This is a genomic window from Phycisphaerales bacterium (assembly GCA_016699835.1).
In the GTDB taxonomy this organism is placed as follows: domain Bacteria; phylum Planctomycetota; class Phycisphaerae; order Phycisphaerales; family UBA1924.
Genome location: CP064987.1, coordinates 288,526 through 303,537 on the forward strand (window position 1 = coordinate 288,526; position 15,012 = coordinate 303,537).

At 65.4% G+C, this 15,012-nt stretch carries 13 protein-coding genes; 4 read left to right on the forward strand and 9 right to left on the reverse strand.

Going from position 1 to position 15,012, the window contains the following annotated elements; translation table 11 throughout:
* Positions 1-30: 30 nt before the first annotated feature.
* A complete protein-coding gene (locus tag IPK69_01240; GenBank protein ID QQS09282.1) occupies positions 31-2,493 on the reverse strand; it encodes a hypothetical protein in 2,463 nt (820 codons plus the stop codon).
* Positions 2,494-2,609: 116 nt separating this feature from the next.
* Between IPK69_01240 and IPK69_01245 the strand changes: the two genes are divergently transcribed.
* Positions 2,610-2,834 (forward strand): hypothetical protein, encoded by a 225-nt coding sequence (locus IPK69_01245; GenBank protein QQS09283.1) that lies wholly within the window; start codon positions 2,610-2,612, stop codon positions 2,832-2,834.
* Between the two features lie 6 nt (positions 2,835-2,840).
* Here the strand turns inward: IPK69_01245 and IPK69_01250 are convergent, their stop codons facing one another.
* The 3 genes from IPK69_01250 to IPK69_01260 all read right to left on the reverse strand — a co-directional run bounded on the left by IPK69_01250 (position 2,841) and on the right by IPK69_01260 (position 6,460).
* Positions 2,841-4,265 (reverse strand): M20/M25/M40 family metallo-hydrolase, encoded by a 1,425-nt coding sequence (locus tag IPK69_01250; GenBank protein ID QQS10384.1) that lies wholly within the window; start codon positions 4,263-4,265, stop codon positions 2,841-2,843.
* 72 nt (positions 4,266-4,337) lie between these two features.
* Positions 4,338-5,810 carry a D-alanyl-D-alanine carboxypeptidase/D-alanyl-D-alanine-endopeptidase gene (dacB, locus tag IPK69_01255; GenBank protein ID QQS09284.1) on the reverse strand — a complete coding sequence of 491 codons (1,473 nt, stop codon included), beginning with the start codon at positions 5,808-5,810 and terminating at the stop codon, positions 4,338-4,340.
* Between the two features lie 203 nt (positions 5,811-6,013).
* Positions 6,014-6,460, reverse strand: coding sequence for a hypothetical protein (locus IPK69_01260; protein QQS09285.1), 447 nt, complete (start codon positions 6,458-6,460; stop codon positions 6,014-6,016).
* Between the two features lie 267 nt (positions 6,461-6,727).
* Here IPK69_01260 and IPK69_01265 point away from each other — a divergent pair, with 267 nt between their 5' ends.
* Positions 6,728-7,198: a response regulator gene (locus IPK69_01265; GenBank protein ID QQS10385.1), complete on the forward strand. Its 471-nt coding sequence runs from the start codon at positions 6,728-6,730 to the stop codon at positions 7,196-7,198.
* An 81-nt stretch (positions 7,199-7,279) separates the two neighbouring features.
* On the opposite strand, the gene IPK69_01270 is transcribed toward IPK69_01265, so the two are convergent.
* Together IPK69_01270 and IPK69_01275 are read right to left on the reverse strand one after the other, a co-directional pair.
* Positions 7,280-9,508 (reverse strand): hypothetical protein, encoded by a 2,229-nt coding sequence (locus tag IPK69_01270; protein QQS09286.1) that lies wholly within the window; start codon positions 9,506-9,508, stop codon positions 7,280-7,282.
* Positions 9,509-9,642: 134 nt separating this feature from the next.
* Complete coding sequence (locus tag IPK69_01275) at positions 9,643-10,533, reverse strand: pseudouridine-5'-phosphate glycosidase (GenBank protein ID QQS09287.1); 891 nt, start codon at positions 10,531-10,533, stop codon at positions 9,643-9,645.
* Positions 10,534-10,613: 80 nt separating this feature from the next.
* Here IPK69_01275 and IPK69_01280 point away from each other — a divergent pair, with 80 nt between their 5' ends.
* Positions 10,614-11,921 (forward strand): serine hydroxymethyltransferase, encoded by a 1,308-nt coding sequence (locus IPK69_01280; protein ID QQS09288.1) that lies wholly within the window; start codon positions 10,614-10,616, stop codon positions 11,919-11,921.
* 33 nt (positions 11,922-11,954) lie between these two features.
* On the opposite strand, the gene IPK69_01285 is transcribed toward IPK69_01280, so the two are convergent.
* From IPK69_01285 to IPK69_01295, 3 genes are read right to left on the reverse strand one after another with little or no spacing between them, the layout of a single operon-like run.
* Positions 11,955-12,917: a hypothetical protein gene (locus IPK69_01285; protein ID QQS09289.1), complete on the reverse strand. Its 963-nt coding sequence runs from the start codon at positions 12,915-12,917 to the stop codon at positions 11,955-11,957.
* 2 nt (positions 12,918-12,919) lie between these two features.
* A complete protein-coding gene (locus tag IPK69_01290) occupies positions 12,920-13,648 on the reverse strand; it encodes a type 1 glutamine amidotransferase (protein ID QQS09290.1) in 729 nt (242 codons plus the stop codon).
* A 33-nt stretch (positions 13,649-13,681) separates the two neighbouring features.
* On the reverse strand, positions 13,682-14,395 hold the full coding sequence (locus IPK69_01295; protein QQS10386.1) for a nitroreductase family protein: 714 nt from the start codon (positions 14,393-14,395) through the stop codon (positions 13,682-13,684).
* 52 nt (positions 14,396-14,447) lie between these two features.
* On the opposite strand from IPK69_01295, the gene IPK69_01300 reads away from it, so the two are divergent.
* Positions 14,448-14,978, forward strand: coding sequence for a PilZ domain-containing protein (locus IPK69_01300; GenBank protein QQS09291.1), 531 nt, complete (start codon positions 14,448-14,450; stop codon positions 14,976-14,978).
* Positions 14,979-15,012 lie beyond the last annotated feature (34 nt).

Below are 15,012 nucleotides of genomic sequence, written 5' to 3' on the forward strand. Positions count from 1 at the left end.
TCACGAGTCACAGAACACTCACGCGATCCATCACGGCGTCGTCGTCTCGCCCGGCTGCGACGACGTGCCCATGTCACGAAAATCGGGGAGCGTCCCGGGCATCGGATACATCCATCGCACCAGCGTCACTCCCGCGCTCCGCACCGCCTCGCCATCCACGCGAACCGGCGTCGGGAGCACGGCCTTGTCCGCGGGCGTCAGATCTCGATCCTCGAGCAGCCCGATTACGATCACGCAGGGCTGCGTGAACCAGCGTGCGATGTCATAACCGTGTGTTGCACGACGCACCAACGCCGCCGAAGGCTGGGATGTGGTCGACCGGAGGTCCGGCGGATCCAACATAGGCTCGACGGAGAGCGCCAGCAGGCGGTCCCATTCATCACCGCCGGCCGTGCTCGAGATCATCATGCCCGAGGAGGCACCCAGTTTGCCGGTCAGAGTATCGAGCCATGCAGAAAGGTCGTTGGTCGAGGCACCCCCACTCTCCTTGAACTTCAACTCCAAATCAACCACTTCGTCCGCCGGCCACTCCGAAACGGAATACGCCGACCCGTTCGCCCACATCTCCACACTCGTCGGATAGTCGCGCTGACCGCGGACCACGATCACCATCGCCGGTTGCAGCAACCCGGGGAGTTTGTGTATCAACTTCCCCTTCACGATCGTCCGCCCGCGATCATCCTTCCCCCACTCCAGCGACCCCACCGACCCATCGACGTTCACTGGCTGGAACATGCTCCACACCGGCGGGCCCGACCAGTCCGCGACGAACTCCTTCATCGTCCCGCGCGTCGGCACGCTCATCGCGCGAGGCCGGAGCGCATCGACGACGTACGCCGCCGAGTCGGTGAAGGTCATGCCCATCGAGGTACTCGGCGCCTCCCACGGCGCGAGGATGTCGCTGCTCATTCCCCCATCGCCACCGGGCCTCTCGTCACCGAGCGAAACCTGCGTCCGCCCATACCCCGGCAGCATCACGCCGAACCACGTCCGGGCGCGATCGACTGGCTGCCCGTAGACGTGATCGAGGAACGTCGCGTGCCGGATCAACGGCGTCTTCGGGCGCAGTGCCGTCGCCCCCGTCCACGCGAGTAGCGTGAACACCCCGGCCAAACCGAAAAACGCCAGCCACGCGTGATGGTGCAGCGAGCGGCGTTTCAACATGATGTACGCCATCGGTCCCGCCAGCAGCCAGTACACACCAAAGAGCACAATCGCGAGCAGCAGCCCCGACCCCGTGCGCCCGGACGCCGAGACCCACCGCCCCAGATCTTCATCGAGCACGAGTTGCGAACGACCGAAGACTCCGGGCGATTGCCCCTCGATCGGCTGCCCTCGCTTGCCGAGGATTCGATTCCAGAATCGCTCGACTTGGATGGCGCGCCCGCTCACGAACGCCGGCGCGTTGAGGTCGAACCCCACCACTGTTACCGCCCCGAGACCCACCAGCCGACGCACGATCACCGGCTCGCCGTCGGGCGTCGCCGCGACCGGCCAGGCCTCCGCCATCGGAGCCCCCTGGATCGGCGTCAGCGTCTGCACCACCGACTTGTTGGGCATGACGATCTTCGGGTCCTTGCTCGTGTCGCGATCGGTCCGCCCGCGAGCCTCAGGGCGCTCGCGATAGAAGATGTCGCGCAACGGCTCCAGGTCCACGTCCTCGCGTCGTCCGATGGTGACCGCCGGCATCAGATCGTACAACTCGTTCGTGGATGGATTCGACCACGTCTGCCCCACGCTCGGGAGCACGATCACCAGATGCCCGCCGCGCGTGATCCACTCGCGCATCGCCTTTGCGCGCTCGCCCCGCAAGGCTCCGGGCTCGCCGCGCCCCCACACGATCACATCAAACACCGAGAGCCCCTGCCATCGATCGGGCAGGTCGTCCACGCTCATCCCCGAGACCACCTCATTCACTTCCTGAGCAAACGTTGAGACTCCGGGCCCGCCCCCCTGCATCTGGTCTCGATAGTCCGCCAGTCCGAAGTGCCCCGGCCCAAGCACGCCGATGAGACCCGCCGTCGAGGGGATCGGCGAACCAGCGGCTCCTTGCGTGCCAGTCGTCGAGAACAGGTTCACTCGCCCAAGGAGGCGACCGCCCCGGAACCCGATCGGCGAGGCACGATCCTCCTCGGCCTCCAGCACCGAGACTATCCAATCGTTCGACGAGGCGAACGGCAGCCGCATGTACAGCCACACCGGGATGTCGGAGTTCGGATTCAGCGCGACGACTCGCTCGTACTCCGGGTGATCGCCATCGGCGTCCGGCCCGGACAGCCGCACGACCACGTCCCTCGGCTTGCTCGCGGCGTCACGCATTCGAACCCGAACGCCGCACCAATCCCCGATCCGGGCCCGTTTCCCGACGCCGAGTTGGTCGATGGTGACCGTGACCTCGCTCTGGGCGCGCGTTAGGGGCGCGAGCACCGCCAGCACGAGTGCCGCGACGAGGCCAACCAGTGTCCGAGAACGCGTGGTCTTCGAATCCGGCATTCGCACTCCGGCGGATCCCCTGTGGACAAGTGAGCAGACTGTTCGTACCAACATTCTACAGACGAACGCCCCCGGGGTTCGTCAAGTCAGCCCGGATTCCGTTCGATTCATGGGTCATGGAACCCGGGACACTTACTTGGATTCTGGTCGGCTTCATCTCCGCCCTCAGTGCGCTGGCCTTCCTGTTTCCGCTCGCCATGTATGTCCGCAACGAGGCCTACTCGCGCGACCTGAAGGCCCGGATCGCCGAGTTGCAGGAGGCCCGCAACAAGCGGCTGCGGGAACTCGCCAAGATGAGCACCCGTCCGCCGCTTGGGGTTAGCGCCAAAAAGGCGGCGTAAGGACTTTCAGGCTCCCGTGATCTCGGCGACAAAGAGGGCGTGCGCGCGCGTCCCCTTGCGAAGACATTCCAACTCGAACTTCTCGTTGGGCGAATGGACCCGGTCGTCGTCCAGACCAAAGCCCATGAAGATCGTGTCGATGCCGAGTTGGCTCTTGAGCATGCCGGCGACGGGGATGCTGCCGCCGGATTTGATCATGGCTGGCTCGTTCCCAAATGCGCGCGCGACGGCGCGGCTGGCGGCCTTCAACTCCGCCGAATCGACCGGAACCGTGACGCCGAAACCGCCGTGCATGTCGGTCAGTTCCCAGCGGCATCCCGGCGGGGTTCGCCCCTTGAGCCAGTCGAAGAACTTCTCGGAGATATCCGTCGGCTTCTGATCGGCGACGAGGCGGAAGGAGACCTTGGCGCTGGCGTGGGAGGGGATGACGGTTTTCGCGCCGGGGCCGGTGTATCCGCCCCAGATGCCGTTGATCTCGGCGGTGGGCCTCCCCCACTCTCGTTCGAGAGCGGTGAAACCCTTTTCGCCGACGTCGGCTTCTTTGGGGAGACCGATCTTCTTGAGGGCGTCGATCTGATTAAAGGGGATCTTCGCCCAGGCGGCCCGTTCTTCCGGCGCAATGGCGCGCACGTCGTCATAGAACCCGGGGATGGTGACGCGGCGGTCGGTGTCCCACAAGCCGGCAAGGACTTTACAGAGTTCGGTGATGGGGTTGGGGCAACGTCCGCCCCACATGCCGGAGTGGAGATCCTGATTGCTGGCGTGCAGGGTGACCTCGGTGTAGGCGAGGCCGCGGACGCCATAGGTGATCGCGGGGACGTCGCGCGAGACCATGCCGGTGTCGGAGATGAGGCAGACGTCGGCCTTCTCGAGTCGTGTCTTGTGGGCCTGGACGAAGGCCTCGAGATTCTCAGAGCCGGACTCTTCTTCGCCCTCGAGGAGGACGGTGAAGCGTGCGCCGTTGGTGGCATGGCCGGCGGTCGCGTGCCATGCCCTGCAGGACTCGAGGAACGTCATCACCTGGCCCTTGTCGTCAACGGCACCGCGTGCGACGACGCGTTCTCCGACGCCGTCGCTGGTCGCGGGCTTGATGACGGGGTCGAAGGGGGGGCTTTCCCAGAGATTCAGCGGGTCGGCGGGCTGGACGTCGTAGTGCCCGTAAAACAGGACGTGCGGGCCGTTGTAACCGGGCTTCGCGTCGATCTCGGCGAGGACGACGGGACGGCCCGGCTCGTCCTTGGTGCCCGTGGGCAGTATCTCGACCTTGAAGCCGCATTCATTTAGACGATCGCCAGCCCAGCGGGCGGCCTTCTCGCAATCGGCGGCGTGCTTGGGATCGGTGCTGACGCTAGGAATGCGGAGCCACTCGACAAGCCGACCGACGGCACCCTTGCGCTCATTCTCGATCGCCTTGAGCACGCTCTCGACCACGGCATAACTGTTGGGCACGCGACGTCCTCCAAGAGTGTGGAAAACGCAGCGTAGGCCCGAGGAGAGATGCGTTTAGCCGCTGATCTTGACCTTTTCCTCGTGCTGTCTGGCAAGCCAGTCGTCGATCACTTTGACGATATCTTCCTGAACGTCCTTGCTCACGCGATTCTCGACGTCGGTATTGGCGTCGTTGATGAGGATGCTGAAGGCGACGGCATGATCGTTCTCGCGGTTGTAGACATAGCCCGAGAGCGTGCGGACGCCGGTGATGTAGCCGCTCTTGGCGTGGACCTCGTTGTGCAGGTTGGCGTTTCGGAATCGTTTCTCGAGTGTGCCCTCGCCACCGGGTTCTGCCAGGGACTGGCGGTACATCTCGGCGTGGGTGCCGGTCGCCATGGCCTTGAGCCAACGGGCGAAGACCGATGGCGCCACGCGGTTGTCATGGCTGAGACCCGAGCCATCGACGACGGTGGTCATGGCGGAGGCCTCGGGCCCCAGGACCTCGGAGAGGACCATGCGCATGACGGCGGGTCCGTTGGTCCAACTGCCCGGCTCACCCGTGACCTCGTGGCCCATGCGCTTCATGAGGCTCTCGGCGTAGAGATTCTCGGAGTCGCGGTTGCAGCGACGCAGGACTTCCTCGATGGGTGTCGAGACGATGCCGACGACGGTGCCCCCGGAGAGATCCTCGGCGAGATCGGCGAGCCTGGCCTTCCTGGCGACGGTGACGCCACGCGTCGAGAGGCGGTCGGCCACGAGAAGCCCAAAGACATCTCCCGGCGCATGAACGCTGACGCCGTCTTCGAACGAGGATCCGAGTTCGCCGACAAAGGAGAGACGGCGGCCATCGTTGGAACGGGCGATGCGGAGCGTGTTCTTGCCCATGGCGCCGCTGCGGGCGCGGTTGTCGAGGTCGATAAAAGGCATCGCCGGGTCGAGGGTGATGGTGGGCGGGGCGCCGTCGAAACTGCCGCGCCGCGGCGCAAGGAGGACGCGGACGAAGTTTGCGTGGAAGTTGACGCCTGAGACTTCGGCGCTGTATGGACGTGTGAGATTCGCCGCAGGCCAGGTAGGATGGACGTACTCGCGATCGAAGACGCGATCATCGACGACGACCTCGTCCACGCCGGTGATGTTGGCTTTCCTGACGGTCTCGACGATGACGCTCAGGAGATCCTCGGCGTTCATGGGGGGTTGCATGCCCTTGAGGACCTCGGGGTCACCCAGGGCCGGGTCGCCGCCGCCGCGGATGACGAGGCGATCGCCGATGGAAACGATCTCGGTCTTAAAGGAGAACGAGTCGCCGAGGACACGGAGAGCCGCGCCGGAGGTCAGGAGTTTCATGTTGGAGGCGGGCTTGAAGGCCTCGTCCTCCTTGAACGCGGCGAGAGATCGACCATCGGCGCAATCGATGATCTGGACTCCGATGCGTGTTCCCGAGAGACGCGGATCGGCGACGAGGCGGCGGACCGAGGAGGTGAGGGCCTGGCCTAATGTGGCGGCGGTGAGGGCGAGAGCGAGGACGCAGGCCGCGATTCGCGGCATGACCCGCGCCACTGCCGCGTTGTGGGTCCCCCGTTGGTGTGTGCGCCTCAACTGTGGCATCGTCAACTCGACCTCCGTGATTGGCGTGTGCGTGAGTCGTGGTTCGATCGTGTGCACCAGACATCGGCCGAAAGGGCGCTCGCGCTCCATCTTGGCGAGGCTATGCACCGTGTGTGAGGCTCGTGTATCCCGCCCCGAGTCGACTATGGGGCGATGCAGGCCCGAATCGCGGCGACGATCTCGTCCAATTCGCTCGGGTTGGTGGGCGCCCATTGGCACCAACGATTGGGACCAACGGGCGTGGAACCAGCGACGGCATCGCGGACGTGGCGTGGGGCCTTCTTGCCGTTCGCCTTCTCGAGGGAGGCCGCGTCGAGTTCGACGATGAGAAGGATGGCGGCGGGGTCGGGAACGATCCACACGCGTCCGCCTTGCTTCCCGGGTAGGGTGCAGAGCCAGGACCAGCGCCAGGCGGGGCCGGTCCACTCGAGAGATTCTTTGGAGCCGGTGAGGGCGTTGAAGGCCTCACGGGCGTGGGTGATGACGCCCCTTGCGTCCGCCGGCAATGGAGCGAGGAGCGCTTCGGCGGAGGGCTTCTGGAATCGGTTTTTCCAGGGGAGTGAAACTCGGGATTCTGGGGGCGTGGACATGGCGAGGCATTCGACGCGTGGGACAAACTGCGGGGATGAACCGCAGGGGTCGGCGGTCGCGGAACGTGCACGCCGGACTCGTGGACCGCATAGTCTTAGTCGGCGTCCTATGCCCGGTCCATCGGGTGGGGCGGATCGAGTCGCTCTTCTCTTTTTTGTCCTTGAAGTGCGAGACGTGGGCGAGACGCCTTGCCATGAGAACGAAGGGCGATACGCCAAAGATACCGAGGGAGCCTGATGCCCGATCCAAATACACACACCGACGCGATGGCGCTCAACGATGAGGACTACTCGTCGTGCTCGGTGCTGCTCGTGGACGACAACGAGCAGAACCTGGAGTTGCTGCTGGCGTATCTCGATGACCTCAAGTGCGAGTTACGGACGGCGAAGGACGGGCTGGAGGCGTTGGACGCTGTGAAGGCCAAGTTGCCGGATCTGGTGCTGATGGACGTGATGATGCCTCGAATGTCGGGATTCCAGGCGTGCGCGCGGATCAAGAAGGACGCTGGGACGCGGCACATTCCGGTGCTGATGGTGACGGCGCTCAACGAGGTGGGCGATGTCGAACGGGCGGTGGACTCGGGGGCGGACGACTTCCTGACCAAGCCGGTGAATCGGCTGGAACTGTTGACAAGGGTGCGGTCGATGCTGCGCGTGGGGCTGCTTCAGCGGCAACTGCGCGAGACGCTGGAGAAGTTGCGGGAATCGGGGAGCGACGCGACGACCGGGAGGGCGTGAGACGATCACGTGCGGGATGCGCCTGTTCGGCGGTCACGCTTGATCGTTATGCGTCGCGACCGTTCGTGGACTTCGGACGTCTCAGCAGCCAAGGCCGAAGCGGAACAGGTAATAGAGAAGATCGTCGATGGTGACGCCGGCGTCGGGGATACCCAGGCCGCTGCCGTCGTCTACATCGGCGGAGAGGTCGCCAGCGTTGAAGTTGTCGATGTAGTAGAGCAGGTCGTCGATGGTGACGCCGCCGTCGGGGACGCCCGAGCCAGAGCCGTTGTCCACGTCGGCGACGCAGGCAACAGCACCGGTGGTGTTGGCGAGGAGAAGGGCGACGTTGTAGGCCTGATCGACGCTCGCGGCGTTGCCGCCGGGAAGAGTGGGATCCTCGAACAGTCCGTTGGCGTCAGTGTCGTAAAGAATGCGTGCAGAGAGGACGAGGCCACCGAGGGTTTGCGGGTCTTTGGGCTCGAGGCCGCCGAGGGGGATCGCATTCCATGCACCGGCCGAGATGCTATTGGCCCATGGGGCGTTGGAGGCGATGGAGTCGCCATCAGCGAGACCCAGGGCCGCGATGCGGTAGGGTGTGGCAGAGTTGGCGCCCATGACAGTCGTGCCCTCGCGGAGCACGAGTTCGAGGGCGTAGCAGAACGTCGCGGGGTTATAGACCGCGCGGAAGAGGCCGATGCCGAAGTCGTCTTGGACGACCGATGGGCCCGAGACTCGCTTCTGCACGAACGAGGCGACGAAGTAGATGTTGCCGACCGAGTCGAACATCGGCGAGGAGATCGAAGGCCCCGCCTTTCCGATGGCGAGTTCGGACATCGAGGCGAGTCGCCCTATGGGGGCGTCGAGGGCCGAGATAAGCCCATCGCCCTCCCCAGCGTCGGCGGTACCGAAGACGCCGTCGGCGCCCGCATCGCCTCGAATGACCTTGCCGTCGAGAACATCGCTGCGGACCCACGCGGCGAGGGACCAGTCCGGAGACGTCTGCATTCCGGGGACATCGAGGCGGCCGACAGCGATGGCATCAAAGGGGTTGGCGGGTGTGCCGCCGCCGGCGCCGGTGTACGAGCCTCGGTAGACGGTGGCGGCAACGAGCCACTGGGCGAACTGGTCTTTGCCGACGGCGACCTGGGACGAGCCGCCGCGGAAGGCGACCTGGCTGTCGTAGCCGCGGAAACTCCCGCCGAGGAGGGGCCAGGAGAGGCTGTCGCAGGCGTCGGTGAGCACGCCAGGAAGTGTGAAGACGGTTGGTGTGCCCGGTGTGCCGCCGGAGGTGATGCCGAAGACGTGGATGGCGTTGACCGATCCGTTGGGCGTGGTTTGCGCGAGTGCGGCGCCGGTTCCGATGGTTCCCATGAAGAACGTGGTCGGTGAGAACGTGATGCCGCCACGATGGTCGGCGGCGGCGGCGAGGTGGGCGGAGGAGGTTGAGAGCACGTTCGGTGCCGATTCAAAGACGTAGTGGCGAGCAAAATCGGCAGCAAGGAGGATCGATCGGCCCTCGATCTCGCTGGGGATCAAGTTGGGCGTGGCGTGGATCACGCTGCTGTTGTTGAGGAGGCGCGTGGAGGCGCCGGTGTCGGAGGCGCCGGCGGTGTCGATGGAGTTGGTGCTCGTGGTACGGCTGGCAAGGGTGACGCGGAAGAGGTTGTCGCCCTGGATGAGATTGGTGGTGCCGAGGGCGGTCGTGGAATCGGCACGGAAGACGATGTTGCCGTCGGCATCGACGCCGCCGTAGCCGAACTGGCTGCGGTCGAGTTGCGAGGCGGCGGGCGAGTTGTTCGCGGCGAGGACGCGCGTCACATAGAAGCGTGTGGGATTTGCGGGATCAAAGGCGACCTGCGCACCAACGACCTGGTTGATGAATCCCAGATTCGTGAGGATCTGCACGTCGCAGAAATCGAGGAAGCCGATCGAGAAGACCGAGGCCGTGCCCGTGGGCGTGACGGTGGAGACGAGGGCTGTGTTGTTGCGCGAGGTGTTGACGCCGCCGCCCGCCTGGGTCCAGAGGCTGTACGACGCGCTGGGGAAAGGGCGCCCACGGCGTATGGTCTGGCTGATGGACGACGCGCCGTTGAGCATCGTGAAGCGCGTGGTGTTGCCGGCGCCGGGGAGGCTCGACTTGGCGATTGGTGCGAGGCCGAACGTCGTGCCCCATGAGGTCGTGATGGGCGCGGTGTCCACGATGTACGACGCGCGCTGCGGAATGCCAGATGACCAGGGATAGAGCGCGTCACCGGGAAGACCGTTGCCGCCCTCGCCATTGGTCGAAACGCTGTCCTGGGCGCACACGATCGGCGCGGCGACCACCAAGGCGACAGCCGATACCCATAGCCCACGGCACGTTTTCGAGGCTCCGTCTCGCATCCGTCGCTCCTTCACGCCGAAAGTCATCGGCGTGTAGTCTCCATGAGTCTATCAGACCGGCGTGCAACTCAACCCTAACATTACCCGATTCGGGAATGTCTGCTCGCGAGTCGCGCGGCGAGTCGTGCGTTGGACTTCACTAGGGCGATGTTGGCGGCCAGGGTCTTGCCGCCGGAGAGGCGATGGAGATGTCCGAGAATCGCCGGGGTGGCGTCGCGGCCCGTCGCGGTGTCACCGGCCGCCTCGACCGCCTGGGCTAACCAGCGGGACCACTGGGCCTCGGGAATCGCATCCTGCTCGGCGATCGGATTTGCAATGACGAGGCCGCGGCCGGTCCGATTGAGTTCAAAGGCGATGAATCGAGCGAGATCATCGACGTCATCGAATCGGGCGTCGACGCTGGTGCCGCCGTCGCGGACGTAGAAGGCGGGGAAGCGGTCGGTTTGGAAGCCGACAACAGGGATGCCGAGGGTCTCGAGGGCCTCGCGGGTGGCGTGGACATCGAGGAGTCCCTTCACACCCGCCGAGACAACCGCGACGGGGAACCGCACCAGAGCCTGCAGATCGCCCGAGATATCGAGATGCTGGGCGAAGTTTCGGTGGACGCCGCCGAGCGCGCCCGTGGCGAAGAGTCGCACACCGGCCTGAGCGGCGAGTTCCATGGTGGTGGCGACGGTCGTGGCGGCATGAGACTCGCGGAAGAGGCACGCGCCGAGATTGGCCGTGTTGGCCTTGGGCACGCTCGTCGCTTCGAGGAGGTCACGTACCTGGGCGTCGGTCATGCCGACGATCGGGCGTCCCGCGTGCACCCCCACCACCGCCGGCACGGCACCCTCCTCGCGGACGATCGCCGAGAGTTCCGTGGCAAGAACCGGGGCGGACTCTTTGGGGACGCCATGGACAAGAAGCGTCGTCTCCAAGGCGACAGCCCGGGCACGAGCGGCAGGATCGAGGGGGCAGTGGACGAGCATGAATCAGTGTAACACTTCGTCTCAAATCGCGGAGACATCTTGACACACTGAAGTCTGCCTGAAACCCATATCATTCTCATATGCCCACCCACCACGATCCTATCTCCGCGTCCGTCATCGACTTCCTCGCCTCGCACGACCCGCAGGTCGGCGCACTGATCGCGAAGGAGCGTGCCCGCCAGCACTCGACGCTGGAACTCATCGCGAGCGAGAACCACGTCTCGCCGGCCGTCATGCACGCGATGGGGACATGCCTCACAAACAAGTATGCCGAGGGATATCCCGGCGCGCGCTACTACGGCGGGTGCGAGTTCCACGACGCGGTCGAGTCGCTCGCGATCGAGCGGGCAAAGCAGATGTTCGGGTGCAGGTTCGCGAACGTGCAGCCGCACTCGGGGGCGCAGGCCAACGCCGCCGCGTTCATGGCGCTGATGCAGCCCGGCGACACGTTCGCGAGCCTCGTGCTCAAGGACGGCGGGCACCTCTCGCACGGGATGAAGATCAACTTCTCGGGCGTCTACTTCAAGCCCGTGCACTATCCGCTGCACTATGACGCGTCTCACAAGGACTTCGAACGGATCGACTATGACGCGGTGCGGAGCGTGTGCTTGGAGCACAAGCCCAAGGTGCTGCTCTGTGGATATTCGGCGTACCCACGGGCGATCGACTTCGCACGCTTCCGGGCGATTGCCGACGAGTGCGGAGCGTTGCTATTGGCGGATGTCGCGCACATCGCCGGGCTGATCGTGGGCGGGTCTCACCAAAGCCCCTTCCCGCACGCGCACGTCGTCACGACCACGACGCACAAGACGCTCCGCGGGCCGCGCGGCGGGCTGATCCTCACGAACGACGAGGAACTCGCGAAGAAGATCGATAAGTCTGTCTTTCCGGGGATGCAGGGCGGCCCCTTGATGCACGTCATCGCGGCCAAGGCGATCGCGTTCGGCGAGTGCCTGAAGCCCGAGTTCAAGACGTATTCGGCTCAGGTCGTGTCGAACGCCAGGACGCTCGCGACGGCGCTCACGAAGCGCGGCTTCCGGATCACCACGGGCGGGACCGACAATCACCTCATGCTCGTCGACCTTCGGCCCAAGGGCGAGGCGCTCACCGGGAGCGACGCGGAGAAGTGGCTCGAGATGGCGGGCCTGGTGTGCAACAAGAACGGCATCCCCAACGACCCGCGCCCGCCCCGCGTGACGAGCGGCGTGCGCCTGGGCACGCCCGCAACCACGACGCGTGGCCTGCGCGAGGCGGACATGGAGTCGATCGCCGAGATGATCGACACGGTGCTGAGCGCGGGGCTCAAGGGTGAGGCGGCGCTCAAAGCCGCCGTCGAGTCGACACGGGCGCGTGTGGCGAGTATCGTGGAGAAGTATCCGCTCAAGTAGATCGCGTGGATCACGCGGAACTCGCCAGGCAGATCAGGTCTTCAGTTGTGCCGCGGTGAACGTCCGGCCCGTGGTCTCTCTCGCCCACGTCCACGCCGGGCCTCGTTTAGCCTCGTAGAACTCCCACAACTCGAACCAGTAACTGCGGAAGGCGTGCGTGCCGAAGGGCGAGTAGTGGTTGTGAAGGCGTTTGAGGATGGCGCGATCGGGGCCCTTCATGCCCAGGACCGTTTTCGCGTGGCGGATGGACTCGGTATCGAGGGGGAGCGTTGAGTATCGGCCCATCAACTGCATGATGTTGGCGGCGGCGTAGGGGCCTATGCCGGGGAGTTCGATGAGGCGTTCGCGGACGACATCATCTGGCGTCGCGGGATCTTCGAGGGCGTCCACGTCGAGATCACGCTTCGACGTGAAGAGGCGGGCGAGTTCGACGATCCTCGCGTCTCGATACCCGGTTCGGCAGCGGGCGCGGAGCGTTTGCACGCGCGTCTTGGCGAGTTGGGCCGGCGTGGGGAAGGCGTGCTCGGGGTCGCAGGCCTTGCCCACGACCTCGCAGAGGCGCAGGTTCATGACGACGGTGCTGGGCCATTGCACGTTGCAACTGGTCACGGTTTTGATGACGTCTTCGAAGAGTGAGGGGGAGCGGAAGAGGCGCCCGCGGCCGGATTTCTTCCAGCGAGGATCGACGCGGTGGAACTCGCGCATCGTCGCGTGGTCCTCGTCGAGGCGGAGCATGCGCGAGATCTGGCCCTCGGCGTCAGCGCGCTCGCGGGTGGTGAGCGTTCGTGACGCGCGGACGACGAGCGGCTCGCCACGCCTGGGCTTGGGCTGCGTGATCGAGACGCGGGCCGGCGTGCTCGCGAGGGTCAGCGTGCGGTGGAAGGTCTGGCTCTCAGGCTCCCAGTAGTTGGGCGCGAGGAGGAAGTAGCCATACGAGCACGCGTCGCGCTTGAGGAGGAAATCCGACGGGACCTTGAGCGATAGACGCGAGCCCATCGCTATGCCCGCATCCGGCGCTGGAGCGGGAAGCAGGTCTGGGCGATGTTGAGGCAATGGCGATCGCTGAGGCGGGCGAAGCCGGAATAGGCATGGTCTACCTGTGAGGCGAGGTCGGTGGTGTGGAGCCCCATCTTGCTCGCGAGGCCGGCGCTGGAGTTCAGGATCGCGTCCACGCCCGGGCGGTCGCACTCGAAGTGGTAGATGAAACCGAAGGTGCGCAGGCCGACCTTGTACGCCGCGTTCTTGGTGCCCTTGGAACTCGCGAGGAGTGTCGCGCCGGGGGGCAGCGCGGTGATCTCCTGCTCGCAGGCGTAGAACTGCTGCGAGTTCCAAGCGATTCCGGCGAGGATGGTCTCGGTCTGGCCTGGGATGGTGATCGAGGTGGCGCGGAAGCCGACCTCGGGGGTGGCCTTGGGGGCGACCGTGCCGCCGAGCGAGTGGGCGATGAGTTGGGCCCCGAGGCAGATGCCGATGACGGGCAACTGGGCCTCGTGGCATCGTTTGATGAACTCGGCCTCGGCCTGCATCCACGCGAGCGAGGCGATGTCGGTGACGTTCATCGGGCCGCCGAGGATGATCAGGCCATCGACGTCGTCGAGATCGTGGGGAACAGCTCCCGAGACCTTGTCGAGCCTGCGGATGTCGAGTGTGAGGCCGTGGTCACGGAGCGTGAGCCCGAGGCGGCCCGGGGTCGAGATGTCCGAGTGCTGGAAGACGATGATGGGCATGGGCCGATGGTATGGGTGTTGGATTGAGTGTGTTCAAGGCGTCGAGCGATGCCACACGGCGATCTCGCTCACCGGTTTCCGGTGGATGTCGGGCACGCGGCAGCCTTCGGCGGGATATCCCACGGGGATCAGGAGATACGCCCGCTCGTTCGAAGGGCGATTAAGAATCGAGGCGAGGAAGCCCATGGGGCTGGGCGTGTGCGTGAGCGTGCTCAGCCCGGCGAAGTGGCACGCGGCGAGGAAGAAGCCGACGGCGATGCCGACGGACTCGTTCACGTAGTAGACCTGGCCCTGCGTGCCCTGGTCGTTGGGATCGTCCTTGGCGAGTTTGAAAACGGCGACGAGCCAGGGTGCGGTCTCGAGGAAGGGCTTTCGCCAGTCGGTGCCCAGGGGGGCGAGGTCCTGGAGCCACTCTTGCGGGGCGCGACGTGAGTAGAACTCGCGTTCCTCGGCTTCGGCGGCCTCGCGGATACGGGACTTCATCGCTGGATTGGCGATGGCGACGAAGCGCCAGGGCTGCTTGTTGGCGCCGCTGGGGGCGCTCCCGGCGGCCTCAATGCAGGCAGCGATGGCGGCCTCGGAGACGGGACGATCCGAGAACTCGCGAATGGAACGGCGCTGGCGGATCACGTCACGAAACTGGCGAGCGCACGCCTCGGGAGCGTTTCCTGGAACAAACGGCGTGAAGGGAATCGAACTCGGCGGCGTGGAGGGCTGATCCATGGTCAAGCCTATAGCCCGTCCCATAAACGGGTGGTGGGATTGTGCTGATTGGGGCGGCATACTGATCGCACGCGGCATGAAGGACCACGCGGATCTCGACGATATCGAGGGCACTATGAGCGCTGGACCCACTCCATCGAACGGCCCTGAGAAGACCCCACCCCAATCGGCGGAGGCGCCCGCCTCCAGTCCGCCAGTGGTTCGCGTCACCATCAAGGCGTCGGGCATCACGAGCACGGGCGGGAACGACAAGTACTCGAACCTGATCAACCAGCGCCGTCACGGGCGCGTGCGGTGCCAGAACGTGCACTGCAATCTCGGCGATGTGCAGGACATCTCGGCGAGCGGGATGCGGATCATCACGCGCTGGAAACCGCCTGGCCCGAACCACGTCTTCCCGATCGAGATCGACAGCATCGACGGGCTGATCGTGCTCGAGGCTCGGGCGATGTGGTCCAAGCGCGTCGGCTGGTTCAAGCGCGAGATCGGGCTTCGCTTCGAGAGCGTGCCGCGTGACGCGTCGGAGGCCCTGGCCCGGCTGGCGCGGGCGGCGGCATACAACGAGACCATCCGCCCGGACATCGACAAGTTCCGTCACGCGTCCTGAGGTCTTGAGGCTCCACCACGGAAACAAGAAAGCC

Bases quoted from the DNA above. Each gene is read 5' to 3' on its own strand.
- dacB (QQS09284.1), bottom strand. From the start codon at position 5,810: ATGCCGCGAATCGCGGCCTGCGTCCTCGCTCTCGCCCTCACCGCCGCC.
- IPK69_01285 (QQS09289.1), bottom strand. From the start codon at position 12,917: ATGGGCTCGCGTCTATCGCTCAAGGTCCCGTCGGATTTCCTCCTCAAG.
- IPK69_01260 (QQS09285.1), bottom strand. From the start codon at position 6,460: ATGTCCACGCCCCCAGAATCCCGAGTTTCACTCCCCTGGAAAAACCGA.
- IPK69_01240 (QQS09282.1), bottom strand. From the start codon at position 2,493: ATGCCGGATTCGAAGACCACGCGTTCTCGGACACTGGTTGGCCTCGTC.
- IPK69_01295 (QQS10386.1), bottom strand. From the start codon at position 14,395: ATGGGACGGGCTATAGGCTTGACCATGGATCAGCCCTCCACGCCGCCG.
- IPK69_01280 (QQS09288.1), top strand. From the start codon at position 10,614: ATGCCCACCCACCACGATCCTATCTCCGCGTCCGTCATCGACTTCCTC.
- IPK69_01290 (QQS09290.1), bottom strand. From the start codon at position 13,648: ATGCCCATCATCGTCTTCCAGCACTCGGACATCTCGACCCCGGGCCGC.
- IPK69_01300 (QQS09291.1), top strand. From the start codon at position 14,448: ATGAAGGACCACGCGGATCTCGACGATATCGAGGGCACTATGAGCGCT.
- IPK69_01265 (QQS10385.1), top strand. From the start codon at position 6,728: ATGGCGCTCAACGATGAGGACTACTCGTCGTGCTCGGTGCTGCTCGTG.
- IPK69_01245 (QQS09283.1), top strand. From the start codon at position 2,610: ATGGAACCCGGGACACTTACTTGGATTCTGGTCGGCTTCATCTCCGCC.
- IPK69_01275 (QQS09287.1), bottom strand. From the start codon at position 10,533: ATGCTCGTCCACTGCCCCCTCGATCCTGCCGCTCGTGCCCGGGCTGTC.